11 protein-coding genes are annotated in these 13,392 nt (G+C 69.1%); 6 read left to right on the forward strand and 5 right to left on the reverse strand.

Translation table 11 applies throughout. The annotated features are described in order from the left end of the window. Positions 1–48 precede the first annotated feature (48 nt). A complete protein-coding gene (locus tag G3I78_RS20225) occupies positions 49–1,578 on the reverse strand; it encodes an aldehyde dehydrogenase (NADP(+)) (RefSeq protein ID WP_164426518.1) in 1,530 nt (509 codons plus the stop codon). Positions 1,579–1,699: 121 nt separating this feature from the next. On the opposite strand from G3I78_RS20225, the gene G3I78_RS20230 reads away from it, so the two are divergent. The 3 genes from G3I78_RS20230 to G3I78_RS20240 all read left to right on the forward strand — a co-directional run bounded on the left by G3I78_RS20230 (position 1,700) and on the right by G3I78_RS20240 (position 4,503). Next, a complete protein-coding gene (locus G3I78_RS20230; RefSeq protein ID WP_164426520.1) occupies positions 1,700–2,473 on the forward strand; it encodes an IclR family transcriptional regulator in 774 nt (257 codons plus the stop codon). Between the two features lie 3 nt (positions 2,474–2,476). Continuing rightward, positions 2,477–2,947 (forward strand): GNAT family N-acetyltransferase, encoded by a 471-nt coding sequence (locus G3I78_RS20235; protein WP_164426522.1) that lies wholly within the window; start codon positions 2,477–2,479, stop codon positions 2,945–2,947. Positions 2,948–3,051: 104 nt separating this feature from the next. Continuing rightward, positions 3,052–4,503 (forward strand): penicillin-binding transpeptidase domain-containing protein, encoded by a 1,452-nt coding sequence (locus tag G3I78_RS20240; protein WP_164426524.1) that lies wholly within the window; start codon positions 3,052–3,054, stop codon positions 4,501–4,503. A 13-nt stretch (positions 4,504–4,516) separates the two neighbouring features. Here the strand turns inward: G3I78_RS20240 and G3I78_RS20245 are convergent, their stop codons facing one another. After that, entirely contained in the window at positions 4,517–5,920 is a 1,404-nt protein-coding gene (locus G3I78_RS20245; protein WP_164426526.1) for an NCS2 family permease, read from the reverse strand. A 240-nt stretch (positions 5,921–6,160) separates the two neighbouring features. On the opposite strand from G3I78_RS20245, the gene G3I78_RS20250 reads away from it, so the two are divergent. Both G3I78_RS20250 and G3I78_RS20255 read left to right on the forward strand, forming a co-directional pair. After that, complete coding sequence (locus G3I78_RS20250; RefSeq protein WP_164426527.1) at positions 6,161–6,727, forward strand: SigE family RNA polymerase sigma factor; 567 nt, start codon at positions 6,161–6,163, stop codon at positions 6,725–6,727. Beyond that, positions 6,724–7,575 carry a hypothetical protein gene (locus tag G3I78_RS20255; RefSeq protein WP_164426529.1) on the forward strand — a complete coding sequence of 284 codons (852 nt, stop codon included), beginning with the start codon at positions 6,724–6,726 and terminating at the stop codon, positions 7,573–7,575. Before G3I78_RS20250 ends, G3I78_RS20255 begins: the two co-directional genes overlap by 4 nt. 234 nt (positions 7,576–7,809) lie before the next feature. Here G3I78_RS20255 and G3I78_RS20260 read toward each other — a convergent pair whose 3' ends face one another. Beyond that, positions 7,810–8,964: a right-handed parallel beta-helix repeat-containing protein gene (locus G3I78_RS20260; RefSeq protein WP_164426531.1), complete on the reverse strand. Its 1,155-nt coding sequence runs from the start codon at positions 8,962–8,964 to the stop codon at positions 7,810–7,812. A gap of 208 nt (positions 8,965–9,172) precedes the next feature. Here G3I78_RS20260 and G3I78_RS20265 point away from each other — a divergent pair, with 208 nt between their 5' ends. Beyond that, positions 9,173–11,371: a family 43 glycosylhydrolase gene (locus G3I78_RS20265; protein WP_164426533.1), complete on the forward strand. Its 2,199-nt coding sequence runs from the start codon at positions 9,173–9,175 to the stop codon at positions 11,369–11,371. A 3-nt stretch (positions 11,372–11,374) separates the two neighbouring features. Here G3I78_RS20265 and G3I78_RS20270 read toward each other — a convergent pair whose 3' ends face one another. Both G3I78_RS20270 and G3I78_RS20275 read right to left on the reverse strand, forming a co-directional pair. Then, positions 11,375–12,172: an HAD family acid phosphatase gene (locus tag G3I78_RS20270; protein ID WP_164426535.1), complete on the reverse strand. Its 798-nt coding sequence runs from the start codon at positions 12,170–12,172 to the stop codon at positions 11,375–11,377. Between the two features lie 88 nt (positions 12,173–12,260). Beyond that, positions 12,261–13,373, reverse strand: a complete 1,113-nt coding sequence (locus G3I78_RS20275; protein ID WP_164426537.1) for a chondroitinase-B domain-containing protein — start codon at positions 13,371–13,373, stop codon at positions 12,261–12,263. Positions 13,374–13,392: the final 19 nt, after the last annotated feature.

A 13,392-nucleotide genomic window follows, 5' to 3' on the forward strand; every position in this document is an offset into this window, starting at 1 on the left:
TTCCAGCTCCCTCTCCGCGTGCGGTCCCCGGGTGCGGCTCTCGGGTGCCTAGCGTTCGAGACGGTTGTCGATGCGGCGGGGCAGACCCAGCGGGTTGTCGTCCCTCAGCTCCGGGGGGAGCAGGGCCTCGGGGGCGTTCTGGTAGGCGACGGGGCGCAGCCAGCGCTCGATCGCCGTGCCGCCCACGGAGGTCGACGTGGAGGTCGTCGCCGGGTACGGGCCGCCGTGGTGCTGGGCCGCGGCCACGGCCACACCCGTCGGCCAGCCGTTGACCAGGACCCGGCCGGCGAGCGGGGTCAGCTCCGCCAGGATCTCCGCGCCGCGGCCCTCGCCCGCCGCCTCCCCGGCGGACAGGTGGACGGTCGCGGTGAGGTTGCCCGGCAGCCGCGACAGCACCGCGCGCGCCTGGGTGTCGTCCTCGTAGCGGACCACCACGGTCACCGGACCGAAGCACTCCTCCAGGAGGAGGTCGTACGCCCCCTCGGAGACGAGCTTGTCCGCCACGACCGTGAGGAAGCCGGGGCTGACCGTGTGCTCGCCGCCCGCGCCCGGGGTGACCGGGGAGTCCACGCCCTCCAGCCCGACGCGCTCGGCGACCCCGGCGACGAAGTTGTCCCGCATGCGGTGGTCGAGGAGGACACCCGCGTCGGTGTCGCTGACCGCGTCGGTCAGGGACTTCACCAGGCCGTCGCCGGCCGCGCCGGACGGCACCAGGACCAGGCCCGGCTTCACGCAGAACTGGCCGACCCCGAGGGTCATGGAGCCCGCGAGCCCGGCGCCGATGGCCTCGGCCCGCTCGGCCGCCGCCTCCTCGGTGATCACCACGGGGTTCAGGGAGCCCAGCTCGCCGTGGAAGGGGATCGGGGTGGGCCGTGCGGCGGCCGCGTCGAAGAGGGCACGCCCGCCCCGTACCGAACCGGTGAAGCCGGCCGCGGCGACCAGCGGGTGCTTGATCAGCTCGATGCCGGCGTCGAAGCCGTGCACCAGGCCGACCACGCCCGCGGGGATGCCGTGCTCGTCGGCGGCGCGCCGCAGCACCGCCGCGACCAGCTCGGACAGCGCCGGGTGGTCGGGGTGGGCCTTGACGACGACCGGGTTGCCGGCCGCGAGCGCGCTCGCGGTGTCGCCGCCGGCGACCGAGAAGGCGAAGGGGAAGTTCGAGGCCGAGTAGACGGCGACGACGCCGAGGGGCACCTTGTAGCGGCGCAGGTCCGGGATCGGCGGGGTCGCGGTGTCGTCGGGGTGGTTGATCACCACGCCGAGGAACTCGCCCTCGTCGACGATGTCGGCGAAGGCCCGCAGCTGGAAGCTGGTGCGGGCGAGCTCGCCGGTCAGCCGGACCGGGCCGAGCGCGGTCTCCGCGTCGGCGGCCTCGACGAGCTGGTCCTTGGCGGCCTGGAGCCTGTCGGCCGCGGTGCGCAGGAAGGCCGCGCGGACGGTGCGGTCGGTGAGGGACGCGCGCGCGTCGTGCGCGGCGCGGACGGCGGCGTCGACCTCCTGGGCTGTGGCCTCGACCGCAACCTGTTCGCGCTGCTTCCCGGTTCGGGGGTCGACACTCCAGACTGGTGCTGCTGCCACCGCGGGTCCCTCCACGTGTATCTGGGTCAGCCACCAGGACCGTTCGATATACTGAACGCTGTCTCTGATGGTGAATATGCTGTTGGAGACTATTTCCCGTCGAACGAAGGGGTCAAGGGCGATGTCGGCAGGCGAGACGGGCGGCGGAGCACAGGTCAAGTCCGCGGTACGGACGGTTGAACTGCTCGAATACTTCGCCGGACGCCCCGGCATGCACTCCCTCGCGGCGGTCCAGGAGGCCGTCGGCTATCCCAAGTCCAGTCTCTACATGTTGCTGCGCACGCTTGTCGAGCTGGGCTGGGTGGAGACGGACGCGACGGGCACGCGGTACGGCATCGGGGTGCGGGCGCTGCTCGTCGGCACCTCGTACATCGACGGCGACGAGGTGGTCGCGGCGGCCCGGCCGACCCTGGACCGGCTCTCCGACGACACCACCGAGACGATCCACCTGGCGCGGCTGGACGGCACGAACGTCGTCTACCTCGCGACCCGCCAGTCCCAGCACTATCTGCGCCCGTTCACGAGAGTCGGGCGCCGGCTCCCGGCGCACTCCACGTCCCTCGGCAAGGCGCTGCTGAGCACGTACTCCGACGAGCAGGTCCGCAAGATGCTGCCGGAGACCCTGCCCGCGCTGACCGAGCACACCATCACCGACCGCGAGAAGCTCATCGAGGAGCTGCACCAGATCCGCGAGCAGGGCTTCTCCGTGGACCGCGAGGAGAACACCCTGGGCCTGCGCTGCTTCGGCGTGGCGATCCCCTACCGCACCCCCGCGCGGGACGCGATCAGCTGCTCGGTACCGGTGGCGCGGCTGACCCCGGCCCACGAACAGCTGGTGAAGGACGCCCTGTTCGACGCCAGGGACCGGCTGACACTGGCCACCCGTAGGCTCTGAGGCATGCAGATCGTCCTCCGCGAAGTCCATGACAGCGATCTGCCGGTCTTCTTCCGGCAGATGAACGATCCCGACTCCCTGGCCATGGCGGCCTTCACCCCGAAGGATCCCGCCGACCGGGACGCCTTCGACGCGCACTGGGCCCGCGTCCGGGCCTCCGACGCCGAGAACCGCACGATCCTCGCCGACGGGGACGTGGTGGGCAGCGCGGCGGTGTACGGCGAGCCGGGCGAGCGCGAGGTGACGTACTGGGTCGACCGCGCCTACTGGGGGCGCGGTGTCGCCACGGCGGCCCTGCGCGAGCTCGTGACCCAGGTGCCCGAGCGACCGCTGTACGCCCGGGCCGCCGCCGACAACGCCGGTTCGCTGCGGGTCCTCCAGAAGTGCGGGTTCAGGGTGACCGCCCGGGCCTCCGGGTACGCCAACGCGCGCGGTGCGGAGATCGACGAGTTCGTGCTGACGCTGGACGCCTGACACCGTCGTAGCGGAAGGCGGGCGAGAGGTCTCAGATGAACGTCCGATGAGAAAAGCGGACGTTCAGGAACGATTCACGCCCGCCTGATCGTCCTCTGAGTGGGATGAACAAGACGATCAGGCGCGCATCGGTCTTCGCGCTGCTCCTGGTGTTCGCTCTGCTGATCCGAGCGACCTGGGTGCAGTTCTACGAGGGCCAGGCACTCGCGGACGACAACGACAACCGACGGAACGCGATCGAGACGTACTCCTCGCCCCTCGGGAACATCATCGTGGCCGGAAAGGCGGTCACGGGATCCGAGCGGACGACGGACAGCGACCTTGAATACAAGCGGACGTACACGAACGGCAAGCTGTACGCGGCGGTGACGGGCTATGCCTCGCAGGCCTACGCCCCGACGCAGCTGGAGGGCATCTACGCCGACCTCCTCAACGGCACGGACAGCCGGCTGAAGACCGTCATGGACACCGTCACCAACCAGCGGGCCGAGCCCGGTGATGTGATCACGACGATCGACCCGTCCGTGCAGAAGGCGGCGTACGACGCGCTCGGCGACACGAAGGGCGCCGCCGTCGCGATCGACCCGACGACCGGCAAGATCCTCGCGGTCGTGTCGACACCGTCGTACGACCCGTCCTCGCTGACGGACGCCAACACCGCGGGCAAGGCCTGGAAGCAGCTCAACGCCGACTCCGACAAGCCGCTGACCAACCGTGCGCTGCGCCAGCCGCTGCCGCCGGGCTCGACGTTCAAGCTGGTGGTGGCCGCCGCCGCGCTGGAGGACGGCCTGTACTCCTCGGTGGACGAGAAGACCGACAGCCCGGCTCCGTACACCCTGCCGGGCACGGTGACCCCGCTGGGCAACGAGAACACCTCGGCGCCCTGCGAGAACGCCTCGATCCGGGTCGCGCTGGAGTACTCCTGCAACACCGTGTTCGCGAAGATGGCCGTCGACCTCGGCCAGGACAAGGTGCGGGCGATGGCCGAGAAGTTCGGCTTCAACGACTCGGCGCAGGACGTGCCGGTGCGGGCGTACACCAGCGTCTACCCCTCCGACATGAACAAGTCCTCGACGGCCCTGACCGGCATCGGCCAGTACGACGTCACGGCGACCCCGCTCCAGATGGCCATGGTGTCCGCGGCCATAGCCAACGGCGGCAAGCTGGTCTCGCCGCACATGGTGTCGACGATCACCGACAACGGCGGCGACGTCCTGAAGAACTACGACGACGAGGCGACGACCCAGCAGATCGTCAGCTCCGACACCGCCGAGCAGCTCCAGTCGGCGATGCAGTCGGTCATCACGGACGGCACCGGCACCAACGCCCGGATCGACGGCGTCACGGTGGGCGGCAAGACGGGCACCGCCCAGCACGGCGAGAACAACAGCAAGACGCCGTACGCCTGGTTCACGTCGTACGGGAAGGCCGACGGCAAGGAGGTGGCCGTGGCGGTGGTCGTGGAGCAGTCGAACGCGGCCCGCTCGGAGGTGAGCGGCAACGGGCTGGCCGCCCCCGTGGCCAAGGCCATGATGGAGGCGGCCCTCAAGAACTGAGGCTTCCCGGTGGCTACTTGACGCCGAGGACCTGCTCGATGGGGTCGATGGCGAAGTACACCAGGAACAGCGCCGAGGTCGCCCACAGCAGCCAGTGGATCTCCTTCGCCCTCCCGAGCACCACCTTGATCACGACGTACGCGACGAAGCCCGCGCCGATCCCGTTGGTGATCGAGTAGGTGAAGGGCATCACGGCGATGGTCAGGAAGGCCGGGATCGCGATGTCGTACCGGTCCCAGTCGATGTGCTTGACCTGCGTCATCATCAGGAAGCCCACGACGACCAGCGCGGGTGCGGCGGCCTGGAGCGGCACGATCGTCAGGAGCGGGGTCAGGAACAGCGCGAGGCCGAACAGCCCGCCGGTGACCAGGTTGGAGAACCCGGTGCGGGACCCCTCCCCCACACCGGCCGCCGACTCGATGTACGCCGTGGCGGAGGAGGCCGACGCCGCGCCGCCCGCGACCGCCGCCGCGCCGTCGATGAGCAGCACCCGGCCGAGGTTCGGGACCTTCCCCTCCTCGTCCAGCAGCCCCGCCTCCGCGCTGATGCCGACGACCGTGCCCATCGTGTCGAAGAAGTCGGACAGGATCAGCGTGAAGACCAGCAGGACGACGGTGACGACTCCCACCCCGGGCGCGCTGAAGGAGCCGAACAGGCTGAAGTGACCGATCAGTCCGAAGTCCGGGGTGTCGACGACCTTGTCGGGCCAGGCCGGGGTCGTCAGTCCCCAGGTCTTGATGTCGGCGAGGGAGTTGATGACCATCGCGAGGACGGTCATGGTCACGATGCTGATCAGGATCGCGCCCTTGACCTTGCGGGCGAGCAGGCCGATCGTCAGCAGCACGCCGAGGCAGAACACCAGGATCGGCCAGCCGGTGAGGGCGCCGGTACCGCCCAGCTGCACGGGCACGGTGGTGTTGGCCGCGTCCGGGATGCGGCTGACGAAGCCCGCGTCCACGAAGCCGATGAACGCGATGAACAGCCCGATGCCGACGCTGATCGCCTGCTTGAGCGGTTGCGGGATGGCGTGCATGACGGCCTCGCGCAGCCCGGTCACCACCAGCACGCAGATGAGCAGGCCCTCCAGGACGACCAGGCCCATCGCGTCGTCCCAGCTCATCAGCGGGGCGATCTGGAAGGCGACGACGGCGTTCAGTCCGAGCCCGGCGGCGAGCGCGAGCGGGAGGTTGCCGCCGACGCCCATGATGATCGTCATCACGGCGGCCACCAGCGCGGTCGCGGTGGTCAACTGCACGGCGTCCAGCTGGTGTCCGAACTTGTCCTTCGCGCTGCCGAGGATGATCGGGTTCAGAACAAGGATGTAGGCCATCGTGAAGAACGTGGCGAAGCCGCCGCGTATCTCCCGGGCGAAGGTGGACCCCCGCTCGGAGATCCTGAAGTACTGGTCGACGGACATGGTCGCTGCTCCCTGTTGACTGACTGACGGATGGGCGGATGCTGGCTGGATTGTTCCCCCGTTGAACCCGCTTCAGGTTTTCCCCGTGTTACGGAATCGGACCCGACCGGTCAGACACCGTTCGAAGACCCGTACGACGACCCGCACACGATCCACTGCTACGCTTCCGCATCTCGCCAGGTCCGCCCGGAACGATCACATGTCATACACATGACACACATCCGTGAGGAGAGGTAGTCCGTGGGCACAGTCGTCGACGACGCCGCCTCCGTGGAGTTCCACGCCTTCTTCGAGCGCCACTACGCCGAACTCTCCCGTCTCGCCCATCTGTTGACCGGCGAGGCAGACGCCGCCGACGATCTGGCCGCGGACGCGCTGCTGGCGCTGTGGCACCGCTGGGACCGGGTGCGCGCGGCGGACCACCCGGCGGCGTACGCCCGTGGAGTGGTCGCCAACCTGGCCCGCACCCGCATCCGCAGCGCCGTGCGCGAGCGCCGCCGTATCGCCCTGTTCTGGTCCCAGCGCGAGGAGAAGGTCGAGAACCCTGATGTGGCGGGCGTGGTCGACGTCCAAGAGGCTCTGCGCAGGCTGCCGTTCCGCAAGCGGGCATGTGTCGTGCTGCGACACGCGTTCGACCTCTCGGAGAAGGACACCGCGCTGGCCCTGGGTGTCTCGGTCGGTACGGTCAAGAGCCAGACCTCGAAGGGCATGGCCGAGTTGCAGCGACTGCTCGGCACCCAGAACACTCCGCTGAAGGTGCACGCCGCGATGGTGCGCACCGGTGACGCCGGAGGAAGGAACGGATGACCATGCGGCGGGACGTGCACGGCGAACTGCGCGCCCGGCTGCGGGAGGCGGCCGAGGGGCACGAGCCGAACCGGGAGCGGATCCTGGCCCGGGTCGAGCGCGGCATGTCGGAGCCGGGCCGCTCCGACCACCGGGCGACCAGGCCGCCGGTGTACGGCTGGGTGCGGGTGGTGAGCGCCACGGCCGCGGTCGCCTGTGTGCTGGGGTTCGGCGGCTACGCGGTGGCGTCCGCGGTGAAGGACGAGACGCCGGTGCAGAAGTCGGTCGCCTCCACGGCCACGCCCACTCCGTCGCCCGACGCGACCAGCCGCCCGCCCGCCCCGCCGGCGGACCCGACACCGCGCGACACCCCCACGCACAAGGCGGAACGGCCGAGCAGCACCCCCACGCGCACGCCGAGCGCCTCCACCGAGGCCAAGGCCTCCGGCGCCGAGGACGGCCCGCTCTGGTCGGACGGCTCGGTGGACCCGCACAGCAACGACTTCTGGGCGCAGAGCGATCTGACCTTCAAGACCTCCGAGCAACTGACCGCGCTGACGGTCGAGTTGAAGGTCGCGCAGACCGGAGGTGTCACCAACGCCGGTGCCTGGCGCTCGCTGCCGGAGGACGACTTCACCCTGACGGTCGGCGAGAAGGACGGTTTCCTGGTCTACACATGGGTGCTCAAACAGGGCCGTACGGTCCCGAAGGGCGAGTGGGTCTTCGCCGGGCAGTACAACCACCAGCGCGGCGGCCGGGACGCCAAGGACGACGGCTACTCGGCGACCGCGACCGCCAAGTCCGGGCAACTCGCCGTGAAGGGCGGCTTCGCGGCGCAGGACGGGAGCACCGACGACGGCGGCTCGTAAAAAAAACTCCGCCGGCGCGGCAACCTGTCCGGCTTCGGCGGCGACTTACAGACGGAAACAACCGCACCTTCGATTTCTACGTCCCTTCCAGTGCGTGGCAGACGGACACCTCGCACCCTGGACCTGCCGACCTGAGCCCCCCTCGGTCGGCAGTTGCCGGCTGGAGCCCCCCTCGGGCCGGCACGAGGAACGCCCTGCCTGTGACGACAGGCGGGGCGTTTCGTCGCTCCGCGCTCAGTTCATCGTCGTGCCGATGGTGGTCGAGCCGGTGGTCAGGAAGGTCGTCGCGGGCAGCGAGCCGTCGGACCTGCGAGCGCCGTACGCCGTCGTCGCGTCCACCGACCTGAAAGCGGGCGCGGCGACACCGCTGTCCCAGGCGTTCGCCGCGGACACCGTGGACGAACCGAGCTTGGACAGGCCGCCCTTGTTGCCCACCGCCAGGTTCCGGGCCAGCCGCGCCCTGCCCGTGGCGAAGCAGAACCCGGCCTCGGCGTTGGCGTACGCGGTGTTGCGGTTCAGCACGATCGCCCCGGTGTTGGAGTTCTCGGTGAACCCGTTCAGGGTGTTGTCCCAGGCCGCGTTGTCGTTGACGAGATGCGCCACCGCGACGCCCCCGCCACCCAGCTCGAACCCGTTGCCGTTGCCCTCGAAGGCGGAGTCGCCCCACCGGTTCCTGCCGTTGCCGAAGGCCCAGCTGTGCTCGACGGTGACCGGTGAGGAGAACTGCCAGAGGTCGATCCCGTCATCCGAGTTGTCGTACAGGCGTGCGCCGGTGATCCGGTTGCCGGTCCCGGAGCCGAACTTGACGGCGATCCCGTCAGCGTTCCGGCCGTGCCCCGCGGGGTCGTAGTTGCCGTGGCTGTCCAGGTTCTGCACGAGGTTGCCGCTGGTGCCGTCCCCGCGCAGGGTGAAGCCGGAGTCCCCGTTGTCCACGGTGACGAGGTTCTTGAAGATCCCGCCGACGGAAGAGGTGGCGACGAACCCCTGGGCCGGGGAGTTCTGGAAGGTGAGGTCCTGGACCGTCCAGTAGTCGCCGTCGATCCCGGCCAGCCAGGACCCGCCGGGCAGCCCGGACCCGTCGATCCTGACCTTCTCGTTGCCGTGCGCCCGCAAGGTGATCCGGGCCGAACGGGTGCCGTTCGCCGTGGACTTGAGGGTGGCGGTGGGGGTGTACGTGCCCGCGCGGACCTGGATGGTCGTACCGGCCGTCGCGTTCCTCACGGCCGATTCGAGGTGCGCGGTGTCGGAGACCACGACCGTCGACGAGGCGGCCTCGGCGCCGCCGTCCGAGAGGCCGAGGTAGACGCCGCCCGCACCCGCGGCGACGGCGACCGCCGCGGCGACGGAGAGGGTGCGGGTCCGGCGGTGGCGTCCGGTGCTGTGACGCACGGGGCGTTCCTTTCCTTGGGGGCGGGGACGCCCTCCAGTCGCCACCGCGGCCGGACCGGGTTGCCGCGCCCCGGCGAGAACGACCGAAACTTTCGCTGCTGTTCGTCGCGCACTCACCGATTGACGTGCTGTTTCCCGCTCGTAACACTCCGAAGGCGCGCACAGCCCCCAACAGAATCCCCCACACCCCCACACTCGCAGGAGCGACATGCGCCCTCGTATCCTCCTCGTCGCCTGTCTCTCACTCCTCCTGGCCATGCTCACCGCACCGCCCGGTTCCGCCCACTCAGGAGCACCACCCGTGAACCACTCCAAGTACGCCGGCTATCTCTTCGCCTACTTCACCGGCGAGGGCACCGCCGACGGCGAGCAGATCCGCTACGCCCTCAGCCGGGGCGACGACCCCCTGCACTGGCGCGAGCTGAACCAGGGCAGGCCGGTGCTGACGTCGACGATCGGCGAGAAGGGCCTGCGCGACCCGTTCGTGATCCGCTCCCCCAAGGGCGACAAGTTCTATCTGATCGCCACCGATCTGCGCATGTACCGGAACAGCAGCGGCAGTTGGGACGACGTCCAGCGGCACGGCAGCAAGTCGATCATGATCTGGGAGTCCACCGACCTGGTGCACTGGACCGACCAGCGGCTGGTGAAGGTGGCCCCGGACAGCGCGGGCAACACCTGGGCGCCGGAGGCCTATTGGGACGACAGCCTCGGTGAGTACGTCGTCTTCTGGGCGTCGAAGCTGTACGCCGACGACGACCCGGAGCACACGGGATCGACGTACAACAAGATGCTGTACGCGACCACGAAGGACTTCCGCACCTTCAGCGCGCCGAAGGTCTGGGACGACCCGGGCTACTCGGTGATCGACTCGACGGTCGTCAAGTACAAGGACACCTACTACCGCTACACCAAGGACGAGCGGGACCCCGGCTCCTCCAGCCCCTGCTCGAAGTTCATCACCGGGGAGAAGTCCACGTCGCTGACCTCGACGCAGTACGACTTCGTGGCGGACTGCATCGGCAGCGGGGCGATGGAGCGCGGTGAGGGACCGACGGTGTTCAAGTCGAACACCGAGAAGAAGTGGTACCTGTTCGTCGACGAGTACGGCGGCCGGGGTTACGTCCCCTTCGAGACGACCGACCTCGACTCGGGCCAGTGGACGCCGTCGGCCAACTACCAGCTGCCCGCAAGTCCCCGGCACGGCACGGTACTTCCGGTGACGCGGAAGGAGTACGACCGGCTGCTGGCCGCGTACCCGGTCTCCGGGACGTCCGTCGTGGACGCGACGGCTTCCGGTCAGAAGGGGTACGCGATCGTCACGGAGGCCGCGTCGAAGGTCGTGCTGCCGATGCGGCCCGGCACCGATCTCGCGCGTCTCGCACCGGAGTTGGCGGTCGGCGAGGGGGCCCGGGTGAGCCCCGCTTCCGGCACCCGGCGGGACTTCCGCAAGCCGCAGACGTACACCGTGACGGCGGCCGACGGAACGACTCGCAGATGGACCGTCGAAGCCGTGCCGACCGGCAGTCCCGTCCTGCCCGGCCTCAACGCCGACCCTGACGTGCACTATCTGAACGGCGAGTACTGGATCTACCCGACCACCGACGGCTTCCAGGGCTGGGGCGGCACCCGCTTCAAGGCGTACTCGTCGAAGGACCTGGTCCACTGGAAGGACCACGGGGTCATCCTCGACCTAGGTCCGGACGTGTCGTGGGCCGACAAGTACGCGTGGGCGCCGGCGATCGCCGAGCGGGACGGGAAGTACTACTTGTACTTCTGCGCGGAGCAGCAGATCGGGGTGGCGGTGGCGGACTCCCCCGCCGGGCCCTTCAAGGACGCGCTCGGCAAGCCGCTGGTGGCCAAGGGCGGTGCGCTGAAGGGGCAGATGATCGACCCAGCCGTCTTCACGGACGACGACGGGACGTCGTACCTGTACTGGGGCAACGGGCACGGGTACGTGGTGCCGCTGAACGCCGACATGACCTCGTACGACCCGGCGAAGGTCGAGGACATCACCCCGGACAACTTCCGGGAGGGGTCCTTCGTGATCAAGCGCGACGGCACGTACTACTTCATGTGGTCCGAGGACGACACCCGCAGCGAGAACTACCACGTCGCCTACGCGACGGGACCGTCCCCGCTCGGTCCGTGGACCAAGAGGGGGACGATCCTGTCCAAGCGTCCCGAGTACGGCATCCTCGCCACCGGTCACCACTCCGTGGTGAACACCCCCGGCACCGACGACTGGTACATCGTCTATCACCGGTTCGCCCTGAACGGGCCGGGGAGGCCGGGCGGGGACGGCATGCACCGGGAGACCACCGTCGACCGCATGGAGTTCGCGGCGGACGGTTCGATTCTGCCGGTGGTGCCGACCCTGGAGGGGATCAGGCCGGTACGGAAGTGAGCCTCAGCTGACGAAGTACGTCGGGTTCGGCAGCTTGTACGTCTTGTCGGCGTAGCCGCCGTCGAGGTCGGAGTACTGGTCGCCGAAGTTGGCGATGATCTCGTACCCGAGGTCCTTCTCGATGTGCTTGCGGGTACCGGACTTGTACTGCACGGTCGTGCAGGTCCAGGTGCCCGCGGTCGCACAACCGCTCAGGTACGAGGGCGGGTTGGCGGTGTCCTTGAGGAACATGTGGCCGGCGTCGAGGTTCACGTCGGCGCCGATCTTCTTCAGGTTCTCCACCGCGGCGGTGCGCTGGGCCTCGCTCAGACCGGAGTTGTAGAAGACCTCGACGCCCTTCTTCTCGGCGTACCGGACCAGCTCGGGGCTGCCGAAGACCGCCGGACGGTCCGCCTTGTTGACGTAGGCGGCCCAAGTGGCGGAGTTGTACGTGTAGTTGTACCGCTTCTCGTAGTCGAGGCTGAGCAGCAGCGTGTCGTCGATGTCGAAGACGACCGCGGGCTTCTCGCGCTTGTGGTGCGCCTTGCGGGCGGCCTGGTCGATGTACTTCCTCGCGGCCTTGTCGAGGGAGGCCAGGTCCTTGGCGTACGGGCTGGTGGGAGACGCCTGGTAGACACCGTTCGCGTCGAGCGCGGTGCCGTAGTAGGTGTCGATGTCCTTGACCAGGAGCCCGATGTTGTAGGGCTCGTGCGTGGAGTTCGCCGTGGACTGGCCGGCCGTGGCCGCTCCGGCGCCGTAGAGGGCTCCGGCGGCGACGGCACACGCCGCGGTGACGGCTGCGATACGCAATGGCTTATGCATGACAGACGTTCTACGCGCGTCACCCCGGCGAGCGCGAGACCCGCTCGGTAAAAAACGGGTCAAGCGCCCCGTCGTGCGGGTGGCCTGGTCAGTTCATGGTCGCGCCGATGGTGGTGCTGCCCGTCGTCAGGAACGTGGTCGCGGGCAGGGTGCCGCTGGAGCTGCGTGCGTTGTACGTCGTCGAGGCGTCCGTCGTCCTGAAGGCGGGGGTGCTGATGCCGCTGTCCCAGTTGTTGCCGGACGAGGTGACCTTCGAGCCCTTGCTGACCGAGCCGCCGCCGTTGCTCACCGCGAGGTTCTTGCCGAGCTTGGCGGAGCTGGTGGCGAAGTAGTAGCCCCACTTGCTGTTGGCGTAGGCGGTGGTGCGGTTGATGACGATCGCGCCGGTGTTGGAGTTCTCGGTGAAGCCGTTGCCCGCGTTGCCCCAGGCGGCGGAGTTGTTGATGACATGCGCGACGACCTCGCCGTCGCCGCCCAGCTTGTAGCCGTTGCCGTCGCCCGCGAACGCCGAGTCGGACCAGCGGTTGACGCCGTTGCCCATGGACCAGGTGTGCTCGACGGTGACGGGCGAGGAGAACGACCAGAAGTCGATCCCGTCATCCGAGTTGTTGTACAGGCGGGCCCCGGTGATCAGGTTGCCGGTGCCGGAGCCGAACTTCACGGCGACCCCGTCGGCGTTCTCGCCGTGGCCCGCGGCGTCGTAGTTGCCGTAACTGTCGATGTTCTTGACGGTGTTGTTGACCGTCCCGTCGCCGGTGAGCGTGAAGCCGGAGTCGCCGCCGTTGATGGTCTTGATGTTGTTCCAGTTCGTCCCGGTGCAGGACTGGCAGACGACCGCGCTGTCCGGGGAGTTCTGGAAGGTCATGTTGGAGACGTTCCAGTAGTCGGCGGTCAGCTTGAAGATCCAGTCCCCGTCGGGCAGCGAGGACCCGTCTATCTTCACGGTCTCCGAGCCGTACGCGGTGAGCGTGATCGGCGACGAGGAGGTGCCGTTGGCCGTGGACTGGAGGGTGGCCGTCGGGTAGTAGGTGCCGCCGCGGACCTGGATGACGGTGCCCGCGGTGGCGTTCTTGATGGCGTTGGACAGGTCGGTCGAGTTGCTGACGACCACGGTCGCGGCCTGGGCCTGGGTGGGGAGGACGGCGAGCCCGGAGCCGGGGGCGAGGGCGGCCGTGGCGATGAGGGCGGTACGACGAGACATGGAGTGCGGGTCCTTTCGT

This window comes from Streptomyces sp. SID13726, from assembly GCF_010548375.1.
Lineage (GTDB): Bacteria > Actinomycetota > Actinomycetes > Streptomycetales > Streptomycetaceae > Streptomyces.

Excerpts from the sequence above, each read along its gene's own strand:
- G3I78_RS20230 (WP_164426520.1), top strand. The coding sequence starts at position 1,700 with ATGTCGGCAGGCGAGACGGGCGGCGGAGCACAGGTCAAGTCCGCGGTA.
- G3I78_RS20235 (WP_164426522.1), top strand. The coding sequence starts at position 2,477 with ATGCAGATCGTCCTCCGCGAAGTCCATGACAGCGATCTGCCGGTCTTC.
- G3I78_RS20240 (WP_164426524.1), top strand. The coding sequence starts at position 3,052 with ATGAACAAGACGATCAGGCGCGCATCGGTCTTCGCGCTGCTCCTGGTG.
- G3I78_RS20245 (WP_164426526.1), bottom strand. The coding sequence starts at position 5,920 with ATGTCCGTCGACCAGTACTTCAGGATCTCCGAGCGGGGGTCCACCTTC.
- G3I78_RS20255 (WP_164426529.1), top strand. The coding sequence starts at position 6,724 with ATGACCATGCGGCGGGACGTGCACGGCGAACTGCGCGCCCGGCTGCGG.
- G3I78_RS20265 (WP_164426533.1), top strand. The coding sequence starts at position 9,173 with ATGCGCCCTCGTATCCTCCTCGTCGCCTGTCTCTCACTCCTCCTGGCC.
- G3I78_RS20270 (WP_164426535.1), bottom strand. The coding sequence starts at position 12,172 with ATGCATAAGCCATTGCGTATCGCAGCCGTCACCGCGGCGTGTGCCGTC.
- G3I78_RS20275 (WP_164426537.1), bottom strand. The coding sequence starts at position 13,373 with ATGTCTCGTCGTACCGCCCTCATCGCCACGGCCGCCCTCGCCCCCGGC.